A 24582-nucleotide genomic window follows, 5' to 3' on the forward strand; every position below is an offset into this window, starting at 1 on the left:
CAGTGATAGAATACAAGGCTATTCATCTTTCCAGGATTTGCCGGTTGTCGGCATCTTTATAAACGTAAGGCCATTTCATGAAAATCAAAACTCGCTTCGCGCCTAGCCCGACAGGTTATCTGCACGTCGGCGGCGCGCGTACTGCTCTTTATTCCTGGCTTTTCGCACGTCACCACGGCGGTGAGTTCGTGCTGCGTATTGAAGACACCGATCTTGAGCGTTCCACGCCGGAAGCCATTGAAGCCATCATGGATGGTATGAACTGGCTGAACCTGGAATGGGACGAAGGCCCATATTTCCAGACCAAACGTTTTGATCGCTATAACGCGGTGATTGACGAGATGCTGGAGGCGGGAACGGCCTATAAATGCTACTGCTCTAAAGAGCGTCTGGAGCAACTGCGTGAAGATCAGATGGCGAAAGGCGAGAAGCCGCGTTATGACGGGCGCTGCCGCCACAGTCACGAACATCATGCCGACGATGAGCCATGCGTGGTGCGCTTTGCTAACCCGCAGGACGGTTCCGTTATTTTTGATGATCAGATCCGTGGGCCGATCGAATTCAGCAATCAGGAGCTGGACGATCTGATCATTCGTCGTACCGACGGTTCGCCGACCTACAACTTCTGTGTGGTGGTGGACGACTGGGATATGGAAATTACCCATGTGATTCGTGGCGAAGACCATATCAACAATACTCCGCGCCAGATTAACATTCTGAAAGCGTTAAACGCGCCGGTGCCGATGTACGCGCATGTGTCGATGATTAACGGCGACGACGGTAAAAAGCTGTCTAAACGTCACGGTGCGGTGAGCGTGATGCAGTATCGCGATGACGGTTATCTGCCGGAAGCGTTGCTGAACTATCTGGTGCGTCTGGGTTGGTCCAGCGGCGATCAGGAAATCTTCACCCGCGAAGAGATGATCAAGCTGTTCTCCCTCGGTGCGGTGAGCAAGTCTGCGAGCGCGTTCAACACCGATAAACTGCTGTGGCTGAACCACCACTATATCAATACGCTGGCGCCGGAATATGTGGCGACGCATTTGCAGTGGCATATCGAGCAGGAAAATATCGACACCCGTAACGGCCCGCAGCTTGCTGAACTGGTGAAGTTGCTGGGCGAACGCTGCAAAACTCTGAAAGAGATGGCGCAGAGCTGCCGCTACTTCTATGAAGACTTCAGCGAGTTTGACGCCGATGCGGCGAAAAAACACCTCCGCCCGGTGGCGCGTCAGCCGCTGGAAGTGGTGCGCGACAAGCTGTCGGCGATTACGGACTGGTCAGCAGAAAACGTCCACCACGCGATTCAGGCCACGGCGGATGAGCTGGAAGTGGGGATGGGTAAAGTAGGGATGCCGCTGCGTGTGGCTGTGACCGGTGCCGGGCAGTCGCCTGCGCTGGATGTCACCGTACATGCGATTGGCAAAACCCGCAGCATTGAGCGCATCAACAAAGCGCTGGGCTTTATCGCCGAGCGTGAAAGCCAGCAGTAACGCCAGCTGAAACAGAATAAACGGCAGGGCAGACGCCTGCCGTTTATTATTTGTTAGTCCGCCTCATTGATACCTAAACGCGTCAGAAATCCGCGAATACCTTCCCGCGATAAAAACAGCGCCAGTTTTTCCTGTTCCTGAGCAGACATATTTTCAACGGCATCAATAATTTGTCGATAAGCGTGACTGTGCGCCGCGTTCGCATATTCTGCGAAAGCCTCTTCCGCCTGATAAAACGCAGGCAGTTTGCGAAAAGCCGGAATATTGAGAATAAACTCCCGCACGCTGGCATCAATATGGATGAGTCTTGCGCGTCCGCCTTTGACGCCGGGAAATTTTTCGGTTTTCCAGTGTTGTTCTCTGATCCAGCGATTGACGGTTTGTCTGGCCACGCCGAGGCATTCAGCCAGCTCTTCAGTGGTCATTTTACTGCGTAATCTTTTCATATTATTTGCTATCGCGTATCCCTAAGCGTTGTAACAAACCGGTAATCCCTTCACGCACGAGGAGAGAGGTAAACTGTTTCTGCTCGGATGAGGTCATCTCTTTGGCGAGCGTCATAAGCAGCGCTTCAAGCGATGCGTTGCTGGCAGGCGTGAATGTGTCTGCGTGATGGTCAACTGAACGTTCAGCGCTGCGGATATATTCACGAACCTGTTCGTTTACATGAACCAGACGGGCTTTACCGCCCTGGACGCCAGGTTTGGGCGATGTTGCCCAGCCTTCTTTCCGTACCCATTTATTGATGGTTTGTCGGCTGTAACCGGTGAGATTAGCGAGTTCTTCTGGCGTCATCCGTTCCTTGAACATAACGATTCCCTGAATAGTCGTGGGGTTAATTAGTGGTTCATTTTATAGCACCATTTTAGTCGAAACCGTGACGTGTTTAACTACTGAATGCGAGTTGTGCCGCAATGTCCTTTATTTGAATGCTTTTTCAGCGATTGAATTCGGCAAGTTCATTTTGCCGTTGACACATGCCGAGGGAATTCATATGATGCCGCCCGTCAACTCGACAAGCTTTACGTAGTGGGGCTATAGCTCAGCTGGGAGAGCGCTTGCATGGCATGCAAGAGGTCAGCGGTTCGATCCCGCTTAGCTCCACCAAATTTACTCCCGATAAATTTGGCGTATACGTAAAAGCACTATGGGGCTATAGCTCAGCTGGGAGAGCGCTTGCATGGCATGCAAGAGGTCAGCGGTTCGATCCCGCTTAGCTCCACCAATATTCAAACCCTCGCTGAAAAGCGGGGGTTTTTGCTTTTTGTCACAAAATTCATGGCGTCTGATCTGTTCTTCAGGTGCGTTTGTTTGCCGCTGCTTTTGCGGTCAATATGAGCTTTTGTTAGATTGCTTCATAATGCGAATATACTTATTATTCATGCGCCTTATATAATGATGTGAGCATTAAAGCAATGCCGGATAAGTGTAACGTATTAAAAAATATAAAAATATTTTTACTGGCTTTCTGCCTGACCGTTCCGGCTATTCTGCTATCTCGTCTCATTTCTCCCCGCGCCACAATTGATTCCAGCTATATCTTTCTGGCCTGGCTACCGCTCTGCGTCATGTTTTCCGTGCTGTTCTTATTTGGCCGCCGTGGCGTCGCGCCGATGGTAGGCGGAATGATGTTGACTAATGAATGGAATTTTCATTTACCTCTGCCACAGGCGATGGTGCTGCTATTTTGCCAGACGTTTCCCGTGTTGCTGGTTTGCGCTATCGTACGCTGGCAGCTGGGCGCGCGCTGGCGCTACGGAATACCCAACCAAGGCATCTGGCTACGCGTTTTCTGGTTAGGGTTAATGACGCCGTTTGGCATAAAAATCAGTATGCATCTGGCGGGGCACTACCTGGCTTTCCCGGTGACCATCTCTACCTTCTTTGGCACCGGCACCGCTATTTTCTCGATTGTTGATTTATTGAGTCTGATTTCTGCCGCGCTTATTTTTACCCTCTTTTTCTATTATCCGCTGCGGATGATAGTCAGCCCGCACTATATTCGTATTTTCTGGCGGAGGGATATCGCTCCTTATCTCGCCAAAGAAAAACGCCTGTTTACGCTTCTCTGGTTTGCCACTCTGGCGACGCTATTAGCGGTGCTGTGTACGCCTTTCGAGACAAAGTATATTGCTGGCTATCTGGTGCCAGTCCTGTTCATTGGATTTACCATCGGCGTGGGGAAAATCAGCTATCCGCTGTTGAATTTTAGTTGGGCTCTCACTGCGCTATTCCTGCTTAGCTATAACCGCAATTTTCTGCAGGGCGTGGGCTCAGAATATTCGCTGGCATTTATCCTTTCAGTTCTCATTTCTTTTAGTATTTGTTTGTTGTACATGGCGCGGATTAATCAGCGTAGCGAATGGTTGAATCGACAATGGCACTCGCAGGCGTTGACCGATCCGTTGACGCAGCTGCCTAACCTGCGTGCGCTGGAGCAGTTTCTTTTACAGGATACCGGGCAAAGCGTGTGTTATCTACGCATGGAAAACCTGGAATTTCTGAGCCGTCATTACGGTATGCAGATGCGCGTGCATTGCGAACGCGAGGTGTTTCGCGTGTTGCAGCCGCTGCTGCTGGAAAAGGAGAAAATTTTCCATCTGCCGGGCAGTGAATTATTGCTGGTACTGACGGGACCGGAGACGGAAGCCCGCCTGCAATATATGCTCAATGTGCTTAATAACCGCAAAATTTACTGGAACAATACCGGTCTGGACATGGAATATGGCGCATCGTGGGGAACATTCGATGGACGCCAGGAAACCTTGCAACCGCTGTTGGGGCAATTAAGCTGGCTGGCGGAGCAATCCTGTTCGCACCGTCGGGTGCTTGCACTGACCCAGAGTATTGAAGCCGCTTCCGGGCAGACGACGGAACGGGTGCTGCGGTTGCAGAAAATCCGTCAGGCGCTGGAGCGCGGCGCGCTGGTTTTGTATGCGCAACCCATTCGCGACGCGCAGGGAAAAGGGTATGACGAGATTCTGACGCGGCTTCGGTGCGACGACGGTATCATGATGCCGAATCAGTTCATTCCGCTTATCGCCCAGTTTAACCTGAGCGTACGGTTTGATATGCAGGTGATGGAAGCGCTCCTGCAATGGTTGTCCGCGCATCCTTCGGCGGAGCAGGGGGCGCGTTTCTCGGTTAATTTGATGCCGCTGACGCTGCTGCAAAAAGAGACGGCGTCGCGCATTATGCAGCTTTTTAAACGCTATGGCGTCCCGCCTGCTTCGGTCATCATCGAAATTACTGAAGAACAGGCCTTCTCTCATTCCGAAATCAGTATGCACAATATCAACCAGCTGCGTAAGTTTGGCCTAAAAATCGCCATTGATGATTTCGGTACCGGTTATGCAAACTATGAACGGCTAAAACGCCTCAAGGCGGACATCATTAAAATCGACGGTTGTTTCGTAAAAGATATTCTGACGGACTCCCTGGATGCGATGATCGTGAAATCCATCACTGATTTAGCGAAAGCGAAATCGTTGAGCGTCGTGGCTGAGTTTGTTGAAACGCCTGCGCAGCGCGATCTGCTATTGCAGCTTGGCGTACACAGTTTGCAGGGATATCTGATTGGCCGCCCGCGCCCGTTAGGTAAATAAGCGGCATAAAAAAACCGGGGATAGCTCCCCGGTTTCTACATTAAACGCAGACTTACAGTACCAGCGCCGCGATAGAGGCGGACAGTACGCTCACCAGCGTAGAACCGTACACCAGCTTCAGACCAAAACGGGAAACCACGTTGCCTTGCTCTTCGTTCAGGCCTTTAATCGCGCCCGCAATAATACCGATGGAAGAGAAGTTCGCGAAGGACACCAGGAAGACGGAGATAATGCCTTCAGCGCGTGGAGAGAGGGTAGAGGCGATTTTCTGCAGATCCATCATCGCCACGAATTCGTTGGAAACCAGTTTGGTCGCCATGATACTTCCTACCTGCAGCGCTTCACTGGACGGTACGCCCATTACCCATGCGACCGGGTAGAAGATGTAACCCAGAATGCCCTGGAAGGAGATGCTGTAACCGAACCAACCGGTAACCGTTGCGAACAGCGCGTTCAGCGCCGCGATCAGCGCGATGAAGCCGATCAGCATCGCCGCGACGATAATCGCCACTTTAAAACCTGCCAGAATGTACTCGCCCAGCATTTCGAAGAAACTTTGGCCTTCATGCAGGTTCGACATCTGAATATTTTCTTCGCTGGCATCAACGGTATAGGGGTTGATCAGCGACAGTACGATAAAGGTGCTGAACATGTTCAGAACCAGCGCTGCGACCACATATTTAGGGTCCAGCATGGTCATATACGCGCCCACAATAGACATGGAAACGGTCGACATCGCCGTTGCAGCCATGGTGTACATGCGGTTACGGGACATTTTGCCGAGGATATCTTTATAAGCGATAAAGTTCTCAGACTGGCCGAGGATCAGCGAGCTGACGGCGTTAAAAGATTCCAGTTTGCCCATACCGTTTACTTTGGACAGCAGGAAACCAATAGCGCGGATGACCACTGGCAGAACACGGATATGCTGAAGAATACCGATCAACGCGGAAATAAAGACGATCGGGCACAATACTTTCAGGAAGAAGAACGCCAAACCTTGATCGTTCATACTGCCGAAGACGAAGTTTGTCCCTTCGTTGGCAAATCCGAGCAGTTTTTCAAACATCTCGGAGAAACCTTTTACGAAGCCAAGGCCAACATCCGAATTCAGGAAGAACCAGGCCAGTAATACTTCGATAACAAGTAACTGAATGACGTAACGAATGCGAATTTTTTTACGGTCGCTGCTAACCAGCAGTGCGAGTACCGCAACAACGGCAAGCGCCAGGACAAAATGAAGGACGCGGTCCATATTTGCTCCAAATATGAGGCAGGTTTAATTTTCGTGCACATTCTATGCAACAGCCGTAAAGAAAACGAGATCCAACACACACTATAATAAGGACCTGTGACGAGATTCAAAATTAGTGATCTGTAATACACTTTTACTGTACTGAATATGAAAATGAAAAGTTATATCAGTGTGCTAATCTTGTAATGTTAAGCCAAACTGTTCTGATACAGGTCGCCATCGTATCGGTCTATCGTTTCACACTATCAAAGTAATCACCCGTACCCATTGAAATGCACTTGATAATCATTATCAATAAACATAGCATAAAACATAGCAAAGGCTATGTTTTTGAGGCAAAAGATGACTGACAATCGCGTAGAGAATAGCAGCGGACGGGCGGCGCGCAAGCTACGGCTCGCATTAATGGGACCTGCGTTCATTGCCGCGATTGGTTATATCGATCCTGGTAACTTCGCGACCAATATTCAGGCCGGCGCCAGCTTTGGCTACCAGCTACTCTGGGTGGTGGTCTGGGCGAACCTGATGGCGATGCTGATTCAAATCCTCTCGGCAAAACTCGGAATCGCCACGGGTAAGAACCTGGCGGAGCAAATTCGCGACCATTATCCGCGCCCGGTAGTCTGGTTTTACTGGGTACAGGCGGAAATCATCGCGATGGCCACCGATTTAGCTGAATTTATCGGCGCGGCAATAGGTTTTAAGCTGATCCTGGGCGTCTCTTTATTACAGGGCGCGGTATTGACCGGTATCGCGACGTTTCTGATTTTAATGTTACAACGCCGCGGTCAAAAACCGCTTGAAAAAGTCATCGGCGGTTTACTGCTTTTTGTCGCCGCTGCTTACATTGTGGAGCTGTTTTTCTCTCAGCCTGATATGGCGCAGCTCGGCAAAGGAATTGTTATCCCGGCGCTACCGAACCCGGAAGCCGTATTCTTAGCCGCCGGCGTGCTTGGCGCGACGATTATGCCGCACGTGATTTATCTGCACTCGTCATTAACGCAGCATCTGCACGGCGGAACGCGGCAACAACGGTACTCAGCAACGAAATGGGATGTCGCTATTGCCATGACGATTGCCGGTTTTGTCAATCTGGCAATGATGGCAACCGCCGCGGCGGCGTTTCATTTTAGCGGCCACACTGGCATCGCCGACCTCGATCAGGCATACCTGACGCTGGAACCGTTACTAAGCCATGCGGCGGCAACGGTGTTTGGTCTTAGTCTGGTAGCGGCAGGGCTTTCCTCCACCGTGGTAGGGACTCTGGCGGGGCAGGTGGTGATGCAAGGGTTTGTCCGTTTTCACATTCCGCTGTGGGTACGGCGCACCATTACCATGCTGCCCTCATTTATTGTGATTTTGATGGGGCTGGACCCTACCCGAATTCTGGTGATGAGTCAGGTGCTGCTGAGTTTTGGTATTGCGCTGGCGCTGGTGCCGCTCCTGATTTTCACCAGTAACGCTACGCTAATGGGCGAGCTGGTGAACACCCGGCGGGTAAAACAGATTGGCTGGATAATTGTCGTGCTGGTCGTCGCCCTGAATATCTGGTTGCTGGTTGGAACGGTAATGGGATTGTCATAAAGACAGAAAGATAGCAGGCCCGATGCGTGGGCGTCATCGGGCTGTTATTCAGCAGGAGGCTTAGTGATGATGTTTGTGACCCCGGCCTCGCCCGCGATGATCGTCGCGATCGCGCCAGCCTTCCCGATAACCGCGTTCATACGCTTTACGCTTATCCCAGCCGCGATGATAGCCGTTGTCATGGCGCCACCAGCGATTTTTACGCCATTCATAATGGTTGTGCCAGTAATCACGGTCGCGCCAGCGACCACCGTCCCAGTAGTTACCGTAATCATCGCGATCGCCAATCTGTAATTTTATTGAGGGCAACAGGGTGATTTCGCCCGCATTCGCGGCAAGCGGTGTAAAAGCCAGCAAGGTTGCCGCCAGAATCAGTGACCTGAACATACTTTCTCTCCTTCACGATCGAGCCGTCGCCGGCCTGTTAATGCAATATTACAAAGCAGTAAAGATTTGTTTCATCGCCTTAACTCTTAAATCATGAAGGAGAGCATTTTTTGCTAAAACCGGCCCTCCAGAATAGCGTCAATTTCTGCACATTCCGCCGCCGAAAAACGGCGATTGGCCAGCATTCCTACGGCGTCTTCGATTTGCGACGGTTTGCTGGCGCCAATCAGTACCGAGGTAACGTTATCGTTACGCAGCACCCAGGCGAGCGCCATCTGAGACAATTTTTGGCCCCGTCGCGCAGCCAGTTCATTCAACTGGCGAACTTTTTCCAGTTTGTCGGCGGTAATCTGTTCTGGTTTAAGGAAACGGCTTCCGCTCGCCGCGCGGGAATCTTCCGGAATGCCATTCAGATAACGGTCAGTGAGCTGCCCGCCCGCCAGCGGCGAGAAGGCAATACTACCGACGCCTTTTTCCTGCAACAGCGCCAGCAGCCCGTCCTCTACCCAACGCTCAAAAAGCGAATATTTAGGCTGATGAATCAGGCAAGGCGTGCCGAGATCCTCCAGAATATCGATAGCTTGTCTGGCCAGATCGGCAGGATAGTTAGAGATCCCCACGTACAACGCTTTGCCCTGGCGCACAAGGTGATCTAACGCTTTCATCGTCTCTTTAAGCGGCGTTTCGGGATCGGGACGATGGTGATAAAAGATGTCGACATACTCCAGCCCCATACGTTTCAGGCTTTGATCGAGGCTGGCGATAAGGTATTTCCGTGAGCCCCAGTCGCCATAAGGGCCATCCCACATGGTGTAGCCCGCTTTGGTGGAGATGACTAACTCATCGCGCCACGGTAAAAAATCTTCCTGCAGAATACGGCCAAAATTGCATTCTGCGGAGCCCGGCGGCGGCCCATAATTATTGGCGAGATCAAAGTGGGTAATGCCCAGATCGAACGCGCGTTGCAGCAGCGCCCGGCTATTTTCTACCCGTGTCGCATCGCCGAAGTTGTGCCATAACCCCAGCGAAATGGCGGGAAGTTTGACGCCGCTGCGCCCGCAGCGACGATACTCCATTGTGTGATAACGATTTTCATCGGGCTGATAAATCATGACCTTTCCCCCTGTGGCGTGAATAAATAGTGTATACGGTTACACTCGCCAGGCGGTATCCGGATTTTACTGTTCACCGCTGTAAACATTGTTTTCCAGGCTTTCATCCCGCCGTGGCTGGACAGCCATCGCCATTCCTTAATACTCAACATAATGTCAACGTCAGAAGGAAAGCTGTCATGCAAAACCCCTATACCGTGGCCGACTATTTGCTGGACAGACTGGCAGGATGCGGCATTGGCCATCTTTTTGGCGTACCGGGCGATTATAACTTGCAGTTTCTTGACCATGTGATTGACCACCCGACCTTGCGTTGGGTGGGATGCGCCAATGAGCTGAACGCCGCTTATGCCGCGGACGGTTATGCGCGCATGTCGGGCGCTGGAGCGCTACTCACCACCTTTGGCGTGGGAGAACTTAGCGCTATTAACGGTATCGCGGGCAGTTACGCGGAATATGTCCCGGTCTTGCATATCGTCGGCGCGCCCTGTAGCGCTGCGCAGCAGCGTGGCGAATTGATGCACCATACCCTCGGTGACGGCGATTTTCGTCATTTTTATCGCATGAGTCAGGCGATATCTGTTGCCAGCGCAATATTGGATGAACAGAACGCCTGTTTCGAGATTGACCGCGTATTGGGTGAAATGCTTGCCGCACGCAGGCCAGGATACATCATGTTGCCCGCCGACGTGGCGAAAAAAACGGCCATCCCGCCTACGCAGGCGCTGGCGTTGCCCGTGCATGAAGCGCAAAGCGGCGTGGAGACGGCTTTTCGTTACCACGCCCGTCAGTGCCTGATGAACAGTCGGCGCATTGCGCTATTGGCCGACTTTCTTGCCGGGCGTTTTGGTTTACGACCACTGTTGCAGCGCTGGATGGCGGAAACGCCCATCGCTCATGCGACACTACTGATGGGGAAGGGGCTTTTTGATGAACAGCACCCGAACTTCGTTGGCACCTATAGCGCTGGCGCCAGCAGCAAAGAAGTGCGTCAGGCCATAGAGGACGCCGATAGGGTTATCTGCGTCGGCACCCGTTTTGTCGATACCCTTACGGCCGGATTTACCCAACAATTGCCGGCGGAACGCACGCTGGAGATTCAGCCTTACGCGTCGCGCATCGGCGAAACCTGGTTCAACCTCCCGATGGCGCAGGCGGTGTCTACGCTGCGCGAACTGTGCCTTGAATGCGCTTTTGCGCCGCCGCCGACGCGTTCCGCCGGACAGCCAGTGCGGATTGATAAGGGAGAACTGACCCAGGAAAGTTTCTGGCAAACTTTACAGCAGTATCTCAAACCCGGCGATATTGTCCTTGTCGACCAGGGGACCGCCGCCTTTGGCGCTGCCGCGCTGTCGCTTCCTGACGGCGCGGAGGTTGTGGTACAGCCGCTGTGGGGATCTATCGGCTATTCCTTGCCCGCCGCGTTTGGCGCGCAAACCGCCTGCCCCGATCGGCGGGTGATTCTGATTATCGGCGATGGCGCGGCGCAGCTCACGATTCAGGAGATGGGCTCGATGTTACGCGACGGGCAGGCGCCGGTCATCCTGCTGCTCAACAATGACGGCTATACCGTAGAGCGCGCCATTCACGGCGCGGCCCAGCGGTATAACGACATCGCGAGCTGGAACTGGACGCAGATACCACCGGCGCTAAACGCGGCGCAACAGGCGGAGTGCTGGCGGGTGACGCAGGCTATCCAACTGGCGGAGGTCCTCGAACGGCTGGCGCGCCCACAACGTCTGTCATTTATTGAAGTGATGTTGCCAAAAGCCGATCTGCCGGAATTACTGCGTACCGTGACCCGGGCGCTGGAAGCCCGCAACGGGGGATAATGGCCCCCGCTGCGCCAGATTAGGGTTCGTGACGGTTGGCGGCCAGCAACGGTTTTCCCGCCAGCAATAGCCAGGCGGGGAGCATCACAATGCAGAGCAGCGGCAGCAGATTGGTATCCGGTACGACAACTACCGCCATAAACAGACTGAGCCAGCCGTCACGCGTCACTACCAGCACTAAGCCAAGAATCGCGCAGGAGACGGTAATCGCCGCGGGTACGGCCTCAACATGAGCATGGAGCATGAGCCCCAGCGCCGCGCCGATAAACACAGCCGGAAAAATGCGCCCGCCGCGAAAGCCGCTCGCCGCCGCGATGACCAGCGCGGCGAGTTTGACGACGGCTAAGGTAAAATAATCTCCCGCGCCCAACGTCTGGCTAAACGCCATTTGTTGCATTTCGTCCAGGCCTTTAAAGAGGGTAAGCGGCCCGCCAATGACGCCCAGAATACCCAGTATAAAACCGCCAATGCCGAGAATCAGGACCGGATTTTTTAGTCGGTGCAGCAACTCATGCAGACGCGGAAGGCACCAGACGGCGACCATCCCTGCAGCAATGGCGATCGCCGCGACGATCGCTCCGCTGGCAATGTCCACCAGCCGCATCTGCGTGTAATGGGCGATGGGTAACGAAAAATGCGGATGAAAGAACAGGCTGGTAGTGAGTGACCCCGCCGCTGCCGCCATTAACGGCGCAAACAGGCGATCCCACATAGGAATATCGTTAGAGCCGCTAAGGGTTTGCGAAAAAATCAGCGCTGCGGCGACGGGCGTGCCGAATAGCGCGCCGATGGTGCCCGCTGAGGCCAGAATCGTCCAGTCTAACGCCGTGATACGCGGAAACAGGCGGGAACCGAAAGCCGCCGCCAGCGCGATATTTATTGTCATTATCGGATGCTCTGGCCCCAAACTTACCCCACCAGCAAGGCCGATGATTAAGGCGAGAAGCAGCCCGGGCAGCGCAGATGGCGAGACCGGCATACTGATTAACGGTTCGATGGCCGGATCGGGGCCAGCGTGTCCGGGACTGTAACGGATAATCAAACCCACCACGATCCCAGTTAGCGTGAGCATACCCACTATCCAGAACGGCGAATCATAAGCGATGCCGATGCTGGTGGGCAGTTGTTGCCAAAGAAATTGCTGAAAAACCGACGCGACTTTCATCGCAGCGATTAAAACCAGGCTTGACGCTACGCCAATAATCAGCGCGGGGAGCGACAGCAGCAGCATCGTTCGGGCACGCGGGTGGAACATAATCTCTTCCTTACACGGGGGTCGTATACCTATTTTGCACAGCCTGCCCGACGGCATTGCTGCAATTGGTGCTGAAACAAGAAAGTAATTCTGTGATGAAGATCTATATTTATAGGCAGTCAGCCTGATGGCCGTTGTTGTTATGCCCCCATGAATTTACAGTGTGACAAAGACTTATTTTGACTTTAGCGGAGCAGTAGAAGAATGACAAAGTATGCTTTAGTAGGAGATGTAGGCGGCACGAATGCGCGTCTTGCCCTGTGTGATATCGCCAGTGGAGAAATCTCGCAGGCCAAAACGTATTCCGGCCTGGATTATCCCAGTCTTGAGGCCGTGGTGCGCGTTTATCTCGATGAGCATAGCGTCAGCGTGGAAGATGGTTGTATCGCCATAGCCTGCCCGATTACCGGTGACTGGGTAGCGATGACTAACCATACCTGGGCTTTTTCTATTGCGGAAATGAAAAAAAATCTCGGCTTTAGCCATCTGGAAATCATCAACGATTTCACCGCCGTGTCGATGGCGATCCCGATGCTGAAAAAAGAGCATTTAATTCAGTTCGGTGGCGGCGAACCGGTAGACGGCAAACCTATTGCGGTGTATGGCGCGGGAACCGGCTTGGGCGTGGCGCATCTGGTGCATGTGGATAAGCGTTGGATTAGCCTTCCGGGCGAAGGCGGGCATGTCGATTTTGCGCCTAATAGCGAAGAAGAAGCTATGATTCTGGAAATATTGCGCGCCGAAATTGGCCATGTTTCCGCCGAGCGCGTGCTGTCTGGCCCGGGGCTGGTGAATCTTTACCGGGCGATTGTTAAGTCCGACAACCGTCTGCCGGAAAATCTGCGCCCGAAAGATATTACCGAACGCGCCCTGGCGGATAGCTGTATCGATTGTCGCCGCGCGTTGTCGCTCTTTTGCGTCATAATGGGGCGATTTGGCGGCGACCTGGCGTTAACCATGGGGACATTTGGCGGCGTTTATATCGCTGGCGGTATTGTCCCGCGCTTCCTGGAATTTTTTAAAGCGTCCGGCTTCCGTGGTGGCTTTGAAGATAAAGGCCGCTTTAAAGATTATGTACACGGTATTCCGGTCTATCTGATTGTCCATGATAACCCTGGCTTGTTAGGTTCCGGCGCGCATCTGCGCCAGACATTAGGTCATATTCTATAAGCCAGATGGCGGCATAAACGCCTTAGCCGGCCTACAAAAGTGTGTCATCTGTAGGCCTGATAAGCGCAGCGTCATCAGGCAATTAATCATTCTCTTGCCAGTCTCAAACCGCGAGCCTCACGCGGTTTTTTTCATTGCCTTTCCTGTGCATGAATACTTCAACTGACTGAATTATTTCACTTTACTCTTGCTGAGCGAAAGGTCAAACACCAGCGCGTTGAGTCATCACGTCATGGCGGTTAGTCAGGCGAAAACAGGGATTTATTTTATTATACGTACCCGGTTCGCTGCCTTATTTACGGTTTCATCGCGGCAGCTTGCCGGAAAGGATCTTTATTTTCGGGGAAATGTCTCTGAAAAATACCGCAATATGACATGATCGAATACCATTAGCGTTAGTAAGGGTTTTGATTAAAGAGGAAAAACCACAAAATCAAAAGGGGATTATTTGAGATAAGGTTTATTGACAGGAAATTATCGTCGGCTGTACCGCTTTAGGTAAATTCAAAGATATCAATTTGTTAATAATATTGTTTTTTTTTGATGCTATAACGACACGCTTAAAAAGTAAATTTTTACTGTTGTTCCTCTTTTTCGTCGCTAAAAAATATTTTCATTAGCCTCTCGACAGGAAGAAAATTTTCAGGCTATTTTCTAAAGGAGCCACCATCGTGGCAGCGTCGCTCGGACGGTCCGGGCGCTAACGTTAATCTGAGGATATTATGGCTGACTTCCGCCCTGAACGTCGCTTTACGCGTATCGATCGCCTTCCGCCCTATGTTTTTAACATCACCGCTGAACTCAAAATGGCTGCGCGTCGGCGCGGCGAAGATATTATTGATTTCAGTATGGGTAATCCTGATGGCGCAACCCCTCCCCACATTGTCGAAAAACTTTGCACCGTCGCGCAGCGTCCGGATACGCACGGTTATTCCACGTCTCGCGGCATACCGCGCTTACGCCGCGCGATTTCTCACTGGTATCAGGAACGTTACGATGTCGATATCGATCCGGAAACCGAAGCGATTGTGACCATCGGTTCCAAAGAGGGACTGGCGCATTTAATGCTGGCGACGCTGGATCATGGCGATACGGTTCTGGTGCCGAACCCCAGTTACCCGATTCATATCTATGGCGCCGTTATCGCCGGGGCGCAGGTGCGTTCGGTTCCATTGGTAGAGGGGGTGGATTTCTTCAACGAGCTGGAGCGCGCTATTCGCGAAAGTTATCCGAAACCGAAAATGATGATTTTGGGTTTTCCGTCTAACCCTACGGCCCAGTGCGTCGAACTGGAATTTTTTGAAAAAGTGGTCGCTCTGGCTAAACGTTATGATGTGCTGGTAGTGCACGATCTGGCGTATGCCGATATCGTGTACGACGGCTGGAAAGCGCCATCCATTATGCAGGTGCCTGGCGCGCGCGACGTGGCGGTCGAATTTTTCACGCTGTCGAAAAGCTATAATATGGCGGGCTGGCGTATTGGGTTTATGGTGGGCAATAAAACCCTGGTCAGCGCGCTGGCGCGCATTAAAAGTTATCACGATTATGGCACCTTTACCCCGCTTCAGGTGGCGGCTATCGCCGCTCTGGAAGGCGATCAGCAGTGCGTGCGCGATATCGCCGAGCAGTATAAACGTCGTCGCGATGTGCTGGTGAAGGGGCTGCATGAGGCGGGCTGGATGGTTGAAATGCCGAAAGCCTCAATGTACGTCTGGGCGAAAATCCCGGAGCAATATGCGGCGATGGGATCGCTTGAGTTTGCCAAGAAGCTGCTGAATGAGGCGAAGGTTTGTGTTTCTCCAGGGATAGGCTTTGGTGATTATGGCGACACCCATGTACGCTTTGCATTAATAGAGAATCGCGACCGCATTCGCCAGGCCGTCAGAGGGATTAAAGCGATGTTCCGCGCCGATGGCGTGCTGCCGTCACATCCAAAACCCGTTGAAGCGAGCACGGAGTAGAAAAGCAAACAGGAGCCCCATGGCTCCTGTTTTTCTTTGCATTGTACTTTTAAATCATCAGGGCGAAAGTACCGGCCCAAACGATGACCATAAATGAAATGCCCATAAAGAAATATTTCACGTTTCATCTCTCCGCGTACCTGTCGTACGCCTAAATGAACTTACACTTACCTGATTATAGAGAGTTGATGCCGGACAATACGAAATTGAGAATTATTCGTGTTTCGACCGCCTGCATCACCTCAGAATTCTGCGCGTCATCGCTCCAGACGGCGCTAATGTACGCCTAAAAATGAGGTGAAACAAGAGGCATTTTCTTATTTACTTTTAGTAACTTACAAGTGTCGGGAATCGGCGACAGTTTAATTTCTGACAGTGATGAATCGCTATTGGGCGACGCCGCCGACACAGTAAAAAATCGCCTGTAAACAGGAGACTTATCGCTAAAAGCAGGAATGAGTAATTTATGATGTGAATATTATGGCAATGCGAAATGACAAAATAAAAGGCCTTGCGGCCTTTTTCAGATGTAGAGTGACGCTTCTCCCAACGGGCGAGTCTTGAAACGGCGATGAATCCAGAGATATTGCTCCGGGGCGCGCATGATCTCTTTCTCAATAATTTTATTCATATAGGCAGCGGCTTGATTTTCATCTGCCGGGTAACCTTCCATTTCAGGGGTAATATACAGACGATAACCCGAGTTATCGGATTTCCTTACCATTGTAACGGTCAGCATGGCGGCGCCAGACAGCCTGGACAGTACATAGGTGCCGTTGGTGGTGGCGACGTTTTCAACCGCGAAAAATGGCGCAAAGGAGCTGCCTTTAGGGCCGTAGTCCTGGTCGGGAGCAAACCAAACGGCTTCCCCTTTTTTTAGCGCGCCCACAATGCCGCGCAGATTGTTTCTGCCGATCATCGCTTTATTTGAGCGCATGCGACCGCGCGTCTGCACCCACTCCATGAGCGGATTGTTATGCGGACGATAGGTCGCCATCATCGGCTGGCAGAGACCCATTACCCGGCCTCCCAACTCCAGCGACATAAAATGCACGCCAACGACCATTACGCCGCGATTTTGCGCCTGCGCACGGGTAAGGTTGTCCAGCCCGTCCACATCAAACCATTTGCGAACCCGGCTATCAGGCCAGAACCAGGCCATGCCCGTTTCAAGCAGCGCCATGCCAAGAGAGTGGAAATTCTCGGCGATCAGTTTTTCCCTTTCTTCCCGGGAGAGGGTCGGAAAACAGAGTTCAATATTTTTCTGGGCGATCGACTCACGTCGCTTCAGGAAGGGGCGCGCCAGTTTACCGGTGCGGGTGCCCAGAAAACGCAAAACCGGGTAGGGAAGCTGCACCAGTAACCAGAGGACGCCAACGCCAAACCACGTCAGCCAGTAGCGCGGGTGCAAAAACGCGCGTGAAAATTTGCTTTGAGGAAACATAAAATACCTTCTGTAGATACGAAAATAATGTATCGCAGAAGAGTCATTATCCGCAGCGGTACACTCTGAAATACGCATCATCCTTCAAGTTGCGTTCGCTTATCCAAAGCACTTACTTGAGTAAGCCCATCAGGGTAACTTGAATGATTTACGTATAGTTAGGCCATCATGTACGACAATGGTTCCCGTAAGGAGTGTAAAACTAAGTCAGTACTAAACCACGAGGGCATGAACGCCAGGCAGGCTAATGTACCACCAGTTATTTACTCGCGCCCAGAAATTCTTTATCAAGAAGCGTAAATATTTCTCCCGTAGCAAAAATAAGCTAATCATTATTTTTAATGCATTGTTTTTACAGTAATAATTTTATTTCAGACGAAGGTCATTGAAAAATGATTAAAAAAATAAAATGTGAGATAAATGTTATGGAAATGACTTGCTGATAAGGTTTATCTTAAAGGAGAAGTGAGAGGGACCGTAAGGCTATATGGAAGCCTTGCCATAGACAGGAGGTATTATAGATGATCTATTTATGGACATTTCTTGCAATAAGTATACTTGCCGTGAGTTGCTATATCGGTCAGGTGATGGGGGCTTTTTCTGCGGTTTCTTCTTTTACGGGAATGGTTATCCTTGCCGCGCTGATTTATTTACTCAATGTATGGCTGCAGGATGGCGATGACATCGTTAGCGGATTATTGCTTTTTCTCGCACCGGCATGTGGGTTAATTATTCGCTTTATGGTGGGATACGGTAAGCGTTAGTCAGTAGATACCCTTCCTACTTCAAGTTGCTTATGTGTTGGCTACGGATTACCCGGCCCATCCATGGGCCTCGCCCTGATGGGCCGTCGCACGCGACGTTCAAATCTGCTCCCGGCAGATTTGTCGCTCACCCCAGTCACATCGTTATCTATGCTCCTGGGGACTCACTCCCTTGCCGCCTTTAAGCAACTCGAATTATTTTGGGTATATACGATGTCAGCGAATAGATAGCGCCGACATTGTCGGCGCTTCTGTTCCCCGGGAAGGCTAATCGTTTATTGCGCGTCCGCAAGCTGCAGCGAGTCCTGATGATGTAACGCATTCTGGCGCTGACGTTCCAGTTCCAGCGCGCCGCGATGGGAGAGGTAACAGAATAAAATGCAGCACACGATACCGCCCATCAGAAGATAAAATCCGCCGTACCAGCCCAGTTTATCCACCATGACGCCAAACAGGCTGGTGCCCAACGAGGCGCCGAAAATATAGCTCATGAACCCACGTAATCCGACGGCGGAACCTACGGCAAAGCTGGGGACTATCTCCATTGTCTGTACGGACGCGAGGAATTGTGGGACGTAAATCAGACAACCTACAATGGCGGCGAAAATCGTTACCATCAGCAAAGATTCACTTTTCCAGTATCCGATCAGACAGACAAAAATCAGCGCCATGCAAATCATGGCTAACGGCATTCTGCGGCCCTTAAACAGTTTATCTGACAGCCAGCCTGCCAGTAGCGTAGAGGGAATCGCCGCCCATTCGAAAAAGAGAAACGCGACGCTCATCTGTTCTTTTGAAAAGTGTTTTACTGTCAACAGATAGATAGGCAACCAGCTAATCATGCCAAACCGCACCATATAGACGAAGACATCCACCAGCGAAATATACCAGGCATTTTTATTGCGCAGCACATAAGTACAGAAGATTTGCCATGCGCTCATATTTTCCGGCGCTTTTGCCGTATTCTTCGTTTTCAGTACGACTTTTTCTTCCGGCATCATCTGTTCCAGGGAGGGAAGACCTTCTTCGCGCGGCGAACCTTTTCCCAATACCAGAACAATTAAGGCAAAAATGACGGCGACGCAGGCCGGAACGATATAACTGGCGCTTTGCCAGTGTTCGCTGCCCAATATCGCAAAAGCCGCACCGACGATAGGCGCGACGATCCCGCCGCCAACGTTATGCGAGATATTCCAGAAGGCGCCTACGCGTCCGCGCTCCCGACGAGGGAACCAGTTTGCAATAGTAATAAACGAGGGGCCGACGCCCATGCCCTGAAAAAGGCCATTGAAGACCACCAGAGCGGCAAATATCCAGAATGCGCTACTGAATCCCAGCCCAACGTTAACAATCGCGCAGAGTACCAGACCGCACGCCATGAAGACTTTTGGGCTGGCTTTATCCGCCAGACTGCTCATTACGCCTTTACTGATTCCGTAAGCAATAAGCATACAACTACTCAGCAGGCCGATTTGCGTAGCGCTGAGATCCAATTGCTCTTTTAAATAAGGCGTCGATAATGTGAAATTGTTTCTGACTATATAGTAAGCGAGATATCCCAGAAATACGCTTAACAATGCCTGTATACGATATCGACCATATGTGGTCTGGACTTTTTCCGGTGGGACTTTATGCGCCGATTGCCCTGTTTTTAATATTGTTAACATGGAGTCACCTGTATTTTATAGTGAGATGAACATCAGGAGGTTTTGTCGGTAGAGTGAAAGGAGTGACAATAAAATTCAAGTCGAAGAAATGTGTCAAAATTGACTCAATTGGGTGAATTTAAAGGTTATTTTTGACCCATCCTGAAGGGGGTGGTGAAACTTTAATTATTGGCATGGCCGTTTTATCGTTAGCATGTGCGGATATTAACAAATTTGCTGCCAGTAATCTGATACGCTTTATTGATGTTTTCGAGCGACGGACCCGTTATTATTCAAATAACGCTGTTCTGGATGCCAACAGAAATAAAAGGGTAAGTTTTGTCTCAATATTTTCTTTATGTGATATCGATATTTATGAACGGGATCACAAATCGACTTTTCTCATGCTGTGGTCGTTTCGCCAGAGTGGGCGCTTTTACGCTATGGCTGGCGGCGATGTTCGGTTCTTGCCAGGCGTACAGCCGCGAGCTGGTGATGGCAACGACCTTTTCACCCAGCGCGACCGCCTGGATTATCCAGCGCTGGCAGACGGAGCCGGGTTCCGTCATGATTCGTACGCTCAACCGCACCAGCGGTTCTTTAGAGCAATTACTTGATACGGCGAATGCGGAAAATGTCGATCTGATCCTGACGTCATCCCCCATGCTGTTGCAACACCTTCAGGAGCACCAAAAGCTGGCGCTATTAGATAGCGCGCCTGCCGCCAGCCAGAAGCTGGTGCCGCGTTCTATCCGCTCAACTTCAGTGGCGGTAGCGGTATCCGGATTTGGGCTATTGATCAATCGTTCAGCGCTCGCTGCGCGCCATCTTCCGCCGCCTGCCGACTGGCAGGATATGGGCCTGCCCAGTTACCAGGGCGCTCTATTAATGAGCAGTCCGTCACGCTCAGACACCAATCATTTGATGGTGGAGTCGCTGTTGCAGCAAAAAGGCTGGACGGCAGGATGGGCGACGCTGCTGGCAATCTCGGGTAATTTGGTCACGATTTCCTCTCGCAGTTTCGGCGTAGCGGATAAAATCAAAAGCGGGCTTGGCGTTGCCGGGCCGGTCATTGATAACTATGCTAATTTGCTACTTAACGATCCTAATCTTACTTTTACCTATTTCCCGTATTCTGCGGTGTCGCCCACTTACGTCGCGGTGTTGAAAAACAGCCGTCATGCAGACGAAGCGCGTGCTTTTATTCATTACTTATTAAGTCCGAAAGGGCAAAGGATACTGGCTGACGCGAATACCGGTAAGTATCCCGTCGCACCGCTTAGCGCCGATAATCCTCGCGCCGCGCAACAACAGCGTTTGATGGCCCAGCCGCCGTTGAACTATCGTCTGATCCTGAAGCGTCAGCAACTGGTACAACGCATGTTTGATACCGCGATCAGTTTTCGTCTTGCGCAGCTTAAAGATGCATGGCGAGCGTTGCACAGTGCAGAAACGCGGCTTAAACGCCCCTTACCTGAAATCAGAGCCTTATTGACCAGCGTCCCGGTGGATGCGGCAAGCAGCGAAGATGAAACCTGGCTGGCGCAGTTTGATAATAAAAGCTTTGCCGAACAAAAAATGATGGAGTGGCAGATCTGGTTTCTGAACAATCAGCGGCTGGCGATTCACAAACTGGAAGAGCTGAAATGAAGGGGAGATTATTGCAACGGCTTCGTCAGCTCAGTATCAGCAACAGTTTACGGGGCGCATTTTTAACGGGCGCATTACTGACGCTGATTGTCAGTATGGTCAGCCTTTATTCCTGGCATGAGCAAAGTTCGCAGGTTCGCTATTCGCTTGATGAATATTTTCCTCGTATCCACTCCGCTTTTTTAATTGAGGGGAACCTGAATCTGGCCGTGGATCAGCTCAATGAATTTTTGCTGGCGCCGAACACGACGGTACGTTTGCAGTTACGTACGCAGATTATTCAGCATCTGGATAAGATTGAGCGTCTCAGTCAGGGGCTTCAGCTTGCTGAACGCCGGCAACTGGCCGTCATTTTACAGGATAGCCGGACCTTACTGGCGGAACTGGACAACGCCCTCTACAACATGTTTTTGGTGCGGGAGAAAGTCAGCGAGCTTTCCGCTCGCATTGACTGGCTCCATGATGATTTCACCACGGAGCTAAATTCGCTGGTACAGGATTTTACCTGGCAGCAGGGGACGCTGCTCGATCAAATTGAGGCGAATCAGGGCGATGCAGCGCAGTACTTGCAACGTTCGCGCGAGGTGCAGAACGAGCAGCAACAGGTATATACCCTGGCGCGAATTGAAAATCAGATTGTTGACGACCTGCGCGACAGATTGAATGAGCTCAAGTCCGGCAATAATGACGGGATGTTGGTAGAGACCCATATTCGCTATCTGGAAAACCTAAAAAAAACGGCGGATGAGAATATTCGTGCGCTGGATGACTGGCCCAGTACAATCACGCTGCGGCAAACCATCGACGAACTATTGGAAATCGGGATGGTAAAAAATAAGATGCCCGATACCATGCGCGATTATGTTGCGGCGCAAAAAGCCTTACTGGACGCCAGCCGCGCCAGAGAGGCTACGCTAGGGCGCTTTCGCACGCTGCTTGAGGCGCAGTTAGGTAGTAGTCACCAGCAAATGCAGACGTTCAATCAACGCCTGGAACAGATTGTCCGCGTTAGCGGTGGGCTTATTTTAGTGGCAACGCTCCTGGCGTTGCTGCTGGCCTGGGGACTCAACCACTATTTTATCCGTTCCCGGCTGGTAAAGCGTTTTACCGCGCTTAATCAGGCTGTGGTACAGATAGGGCTGGGGAGAACCGACTCGACTATCCCGGTTTACGGGCGCGATGAGCTAGGACGGATAGCCCGTTTGCTACGTCATACGCTGGGCCAGCTCAATATGCAACGCAGGCAGCTTGAACAAGAGGTCGCCGAGCGCAAAGAGATAGAAGCCGACCTGCGCGCCATGCAGGATGAGTTGATTCAGACGGCGAAACTGGCGGTAGTCGGCCAGACCATGACCACGCTGGCGCATGAAATTAACCAGCCGCTGAATGCGCTTTCAATGTATTTATTTACGGCGGGACGCGCGATTGAACAAGGTCAGAGCGGACAGGCGAGAAATACTCTCACCAAAGCGGAAGGGCTCATTAACCGGATTGACGCCATCATCCGTTCGCTGCGGCAGTTTACCCGCCGGGCGGAGCTGGAAACGCCATTGTATCCCGTTGATCTGCGCCAAACTTTCGTGGCGGCATGGGAGTTATTGGCCATGCGCCACCAATCCCGGCAGGGAGCGCTTTCACTGCCAACCGACACCGTATGGGTTAGCGGCGATGAAGTGCGTATTCAGCAGGTTCTGGTGAATGTACTGGCGAATGCGCTTGACGCCTGTTCGCATGATGCGGCGATCGCGGTGACGTGGCAGACGCAGGGAGAGGCGCTGGAGGTTTATATTGCAGATAACGGCCCTGGCTGGCCTGTGGCGCTGTTGCCCTCTTTACTCAAGCCATTTACTACCAGTAAAGCTGTCGGATTGGGTATTGGGCTGTCGATTAGCGTGTCGCTGATGGCGCAAATGAAGGGCGACCTGCGTCTGGCGTCGACGCTGACGCGTAACGCTTGCGTGGTGCTGCAATTCTCGGTAACGGATGTCGATGATGTTGAATGATGAATGTTCTATTTTGCTGATTGATGATGACGTTGATGTACTTGACGCCTATACCCAAATGCTTGAGCAGGCAGGCTACCGCGTGCGTGGCTTTACCCATCCTTTCGAGGCCAAAGAGTGGGTAAAAGCGGATTGGGAGGGGATCGTTTTGAGCGATGTATGTATGCCGGGGTGTTCCGGTATCGATCTTATGACGCTGTTTCATCAGGATGACGATCAACTGCCAATCTTATTGATTACCGGACATGGCGATGTACCGATGGCGGTTGATGCGGTGAAAAAGGGCGCCTGGGATTTTCTGCAAAAACCCGTCGATCCGGGCAAGCTGTTGATATTAATTGAAGACGCGCTACGCCAGCGCCGGTCGGTCATTGCACGGCGGCAATATTGCCAGCAGACGTTACAGGTTGAACTGATTGGGCGCAGCGAGTGGATGAATCAGTTTCGACAACGGTTACAACAACTGGCGGAAACGGACATTGCCGTATGGTTTTACGGTGAGCATGGCACTGGACGTATGACTGGCGCCCGTTATCTCCATCAACTGGGGCGTAACGCGAAAGGGCCGTTTGTACGCTATGAACTCACGCCGGAGAATGCCGGGCAGTTGGAGACATTCATCGACCAGGCGCAAGGAGGTACGCTGGTGTTGAGTCATCCCGAATATCTGACACGCGAACAGCAGCACCATCTGGCGCGTTTACAAAGCCTGGAGCATCGGCCTTTTCGTTTGGTGGGCGTTGGCAGCGCTTCGCTGGTGGAGCAGGCGGCAGCTAACCAGATTGCGGCCGAGCTTTACTACTGTTTCGCCATGACCCAAATCGCCTGCCAGTCTCTTTCTCAGCGACCGGATGATATCGAGCCGTTATTTCGCCATTATCTTCGAAAAGCCTGCCTGCGACTCAATCATCCAGTGCCGGAAATAGCGGGGGAATTACTGAAAGGAATAATGCGACGCGCCTGGCCAAGCAATGTGCGCGAACTGGCTAATGCGGCAGAGCTTTTTGCTGTTGGCGTGCTGCCGCTGGCGGAAACGGTCAACCCGCAGTTACTTCTGCAGGAGCCGACCCCGCTTGACCGGCGCGTTGAAGAGTATGAGCGACAAATCATTACCGAAGCATTAAATATTCATCAGGGACGAATTAATGAAGTGGCGGAGTACCTGCAAATTCCCCGTAAAAAACTTTATCTGCGCATGAAAAAATATGGTTTAAGTAAAGAGCATTATAAATTCTGATATTACAGTTACTTTCAATCTGGCTGACAACATCAGCAACGATGTCGTTAGCCAGATAACGCCGCATCACCGTAATGGTAAATCATTCCATCATGATTATAGCTTGCTTATTATTCTCCTGAGCATCGAATTCTATTTCTTAACTTCAATATAAAGTAAAAATGCGTCAATTTCTCTGGCGTAA

19 protein-coding genes and 2 tRNA genes are annotated in these 24582 nt (G+C 51.6%); 12 read left to right on the top strand and 9 right to left on the bottom strand.

Annotated features, from left to right (window positions below; translation table 11 throughout):
- Positions 1 to 77 precede the first annotated feature (77 nt).
- The gene (gene gltX, locus LCS67_RS06765; RefSeq protein WP_000695623.1) at positions 78 to 1493 is read left to right on the top strand and encodes a glutamate--tRNA ligase; all 1416 of its coding nucleotides are present in this window, start codon (positions 78 to 80) and stop codon (positions 1491 to 1493) included.
- A gap of 53 nt (positions 1494 to 1546) precedes the next feature.
- Here gltX and LCS67_RS06770 read toward each other — a convergent pair whose 3' ends face one another.
- Together LCS67_RS06770 and LCS67_RS06775 are read right to left on the bottom strand one after the other, a co-directional pair.
- Positions 1547 to 1939: a MerR family transcriptional regulator gene (locus LCS67_RS06770; protein ID WP_000826514.1), complete on the bottom strand. Its 393-nt coding sequence runs from the start codon at positions 1937 to 1939 to the stop codon at positions 1547 to 1549.
- A 1-nt stretch (position 1940) separates the two neighbouring features.
- Positions 1941 to 2303 (bottom strand): MerR family transcriptional regulator, encoded by a 363-nt coding sequence (locus LCS67_RS06775; protein WP_000472034.1) that lies wholly within the window; start codon positions 2301 to 2303, stop codon positions 1941 to 1943.
- Positions 2304 to 2524: 221 nt separating this feature from the next.
- Between LCS67_RS06775 and LCS67_RS06780 the strand changes: the two genes are divergently transcribed.
- The 3 genes from LCS67_RS06780 (at position 2525) to LCS67_RS06790 (ending at position 5098) form a co-directional block, all read left to right on the top strand.
- Positions 2525 to 2600: transfer RNA gene (locus tag LCS67_RS06780), tRNA-Ala, on the top strand.
- A 42-nt stretch (positions 2601 to 2642) separates the two neighbouring features.
- Positions 2643 to 2718 (top strand) — tRNA-Ala (locus LCS67_RS06785).
- A gap of 190 nt (positions 2719 to 2908) precedes the next feature.
- Complete coding sequence (locus LCS67_RS06790) at positions 2909 to 5098, top strand: sensor domain-containing phosphodiesterase (RefSeq protein WP_001112937.1); 2190 nt, start codon at positions 2909 to 2911, stop codon at positions 5096 to 5098.
- 52 nt (positions 5099 to 5150) lie between these two features.
- Here LCS67_RS06790 and nupC read toward each other — a convergent pair whose 3' ends face one another.
- Positions 5151 to 6353, bottom strand: coding sequence for a nucleoside permease NupC (nupC, locus tag LCS67_RS06795; RefSeq protein ID WP_000376343.1), 1203 nt, complete (start codon positions 6351 to 6353; stop codon positions 5151 to 5153).
- Positions 6354 to 6695: 342 nt separating this feature from the next.
- Here nupC and LCS67_RS06800 point away from each other — a divergent pair, with 342 nt between their 5' ends.
- A complete protein-coding gene (locus LCS67_RS06800; protein ID WP_031569383.1) occupies positions 6696 to 7937 on the top strand; it encodes an Nramp family divalent metal transporter in 1242 nt (413 codons plus the stop codon).
- A 60-nt stretch (positions 7938 to 7997) separates the two neighbouring features.
- Here LCS67_RS06800 and ypeC read toward each other — a convergent pair whose 3' ends face one another.
- A complete protein-coding gene (gene ypeC / locus LCS67_RS06805) occupies positions 7998 to 8324 on the bottom strand; it encodes a DUF2502 domain-containing protein YpeC (RefSeq protein ID WP_000490098.1) in 327 nt (108 codons plus the stop codon).
- A 113-nt stretch (positions 8325 to 8437) separates the two neighbouring features.
- Entirely contained in the window at positions 8438 to 9436 is a 999-nt protein-coding gene (gene mgrA / locus LCS67_RS06810) for an L-glyceraldehyde 3-phosphate reductase (RefSeq protein ID WP_000640290.1), read from the bottom strand.
- A gap of 179 nt (positions 9437 to 9615) precedes the next feature.
- Here mgrA and LCS67_RS06815 point away from each other — a divergent pair, with 179 nt between their 5' ends.
- Positions 9616 to 11268: an alpha-keto acid decarboxylase family protein gene (locus LCS67_RS06815; protein WP_031569380.1), complete on the top strand. Its 1653-nt coding sequence runs from the start codon at positions 9616 to 9618 to the stop codon at positions 11266 to 11268.
- Positions 11269 to 11287: 19 nt separating this feature from the next.
- Here the strand turns inward: LCS67_RS06815 and LCS67_RS06820 are convergent, their stop codons facing one another.
- Complete coding sequence (locus LCS67_RS06820) at positions 11288 to 12523, bottom strand: ion channel protein (protein ID WP_031569377.1); 1236 nt, start codon at positions 12521 to 12523, stop codon at positions 11288 to 11290.
- 204 nt (positions 12524 to 12727) lie between these two features.
- Here LCS67_RS06820 and glk point away from each other — a divergent pair, with 204 nt between their 5' ends.
- Both glk and alaC read left to right on the top strand, forming a co-directional pair.
- Positions 12728 to 13693, top strand: coding sequence for a glucokinase (glk, locus tag LCS67_RS06825; RefSeq protein WP_000170380.1), 966 nt, complete (start codon positions 12728 to 12730; stop codon positions 13691 to 13693).
- Positions 13694 to 14415: 722 nt separating this feature from the next.
- Complete coding sequence (gene alaC / locus LCS67_RS06830) at positions 14416 to 15654, top strand: alanine transaminase (RefSeq protein WP_000763118.1); 1239 nt, start codon at positions 14416 to 14418, stop codon at positions 15652 to 15654.
- A gap of 49 nt (positions 15655 to 15703) precedes the next feature.
- Here the strand turns inward: alaC and ypdK are convergent, their stop codons facing one another.
- Positions 15704 to 15775: a membrane protein YpdK gene (ypdK, locus tag LCS67_RS06835; RefSeq protein WP_010723117.1), complete on the bottom strand. Its 72-nt coding sequence runs from the start codon at positions 15773 to 15775 to the stop codon at positions 15704 to 15706.
- A gap of 402 nt (positions 15776 to 16177) precedes the next feature.
- The gene (lpxP, locus tag LCS67_RS06840; protein ID WP_000484431.1) at positions 16178 to 17098 is read right to left on the bottom strand and encodes a kdo(2)-lipid IV(A) palmitoleoyltransferase; all 921 of its coding nucleotides are present in this window, start codon (positions 17096 to 17098) and stop codon (positions 16178 to 16180) included.
- 521 nt (positions 17099 to 17619) lie between these two features.
- Here lpxP and LCS67_RS06845 point away from each other — a divergent pair.
- Entirely contained in the window at positions 17620 to 17862 is a 243-nt protein-coding gene (locus LCS67_RS06845) for a YfdY family protein (protein ID WP_000639886.1), read from the top strand.
- Positions 17863 to 18137: 275 nt separating this feature from the next.
- On the opposite strand, the gene pgtP is transcribed toward LCS67_RS06845, so the two are convergent.
- Positions 18138 to 19529, bottom strand: a complete 1392-nt coding sequence (gene pgtP, locus LCS67_RS06850; RefSeq protein WP_000955752.1) for a phosphoglycerate transporter PgtP — start codon at positions 19527 to 19529, stop codon at positions 18138 to 18140.
- A 435-nt stretch (positions 19530 to 19964) separates the two neighbouring features.
- Between pgtP and pgtC the strand changes: the two genes are divergently transcribed.
- The 3 genes from pgtC to pgtA are packed head-to-tail and all read left to right on the top strand — an operon-like array spanning position 19965 to position 24398.
- Complete coding sequence (gene pgtC / locus LCS67_RS06855; protein ID WP_000467985.1) at positions 19965 to 21158, top strand: phosphoglycerate transport regulator PgtC; 1194 nt, start codon at positions 19965 to 19967, stop codon at positions 21156 to 21158.
- Positions 21155 to 23161: a two-component system sensor histidine kinase PgtB gene (gene pgtB / locus LCS67_RS06860; RefSeq protein WP_000678493.1), complete on the top strand. Its 2007-nt coding sequence runs from the start codon at positions 21155 to 21157 to the stop codon at positions 23159 to 23161. Before pgtC ends, pgtB begins: the two co-directional genes overlap by 4 nt.
- Entirely contained in the window at positions 23151 to 24398 is a 1248-nt protein-coding gene (pgtA, locus tag LCS67_RS06865; RefSeq protein WP_000930843.1) for a two-component system response regulator PgtA, read from the top strand. Before pgtB ends, pgtA begins: the two co-directional genes overlap by 11 nt.
- The last annotated feature ends 184 nt before the right edge of the window (positions 24399 to 24582 follow it).

Origin of the sequence: Salmonella sp. A7 (genome assembly GCF_020181675.1) — a bacterium.
In the GTDB taxonomy this organism is placed as follows: domain Bacteria; phylum Pseudomonadota; class Gammaproteobacteria; order Enterobacterales; family Enterobacteriaceae; genus Salmonella; species Salmonella enterica.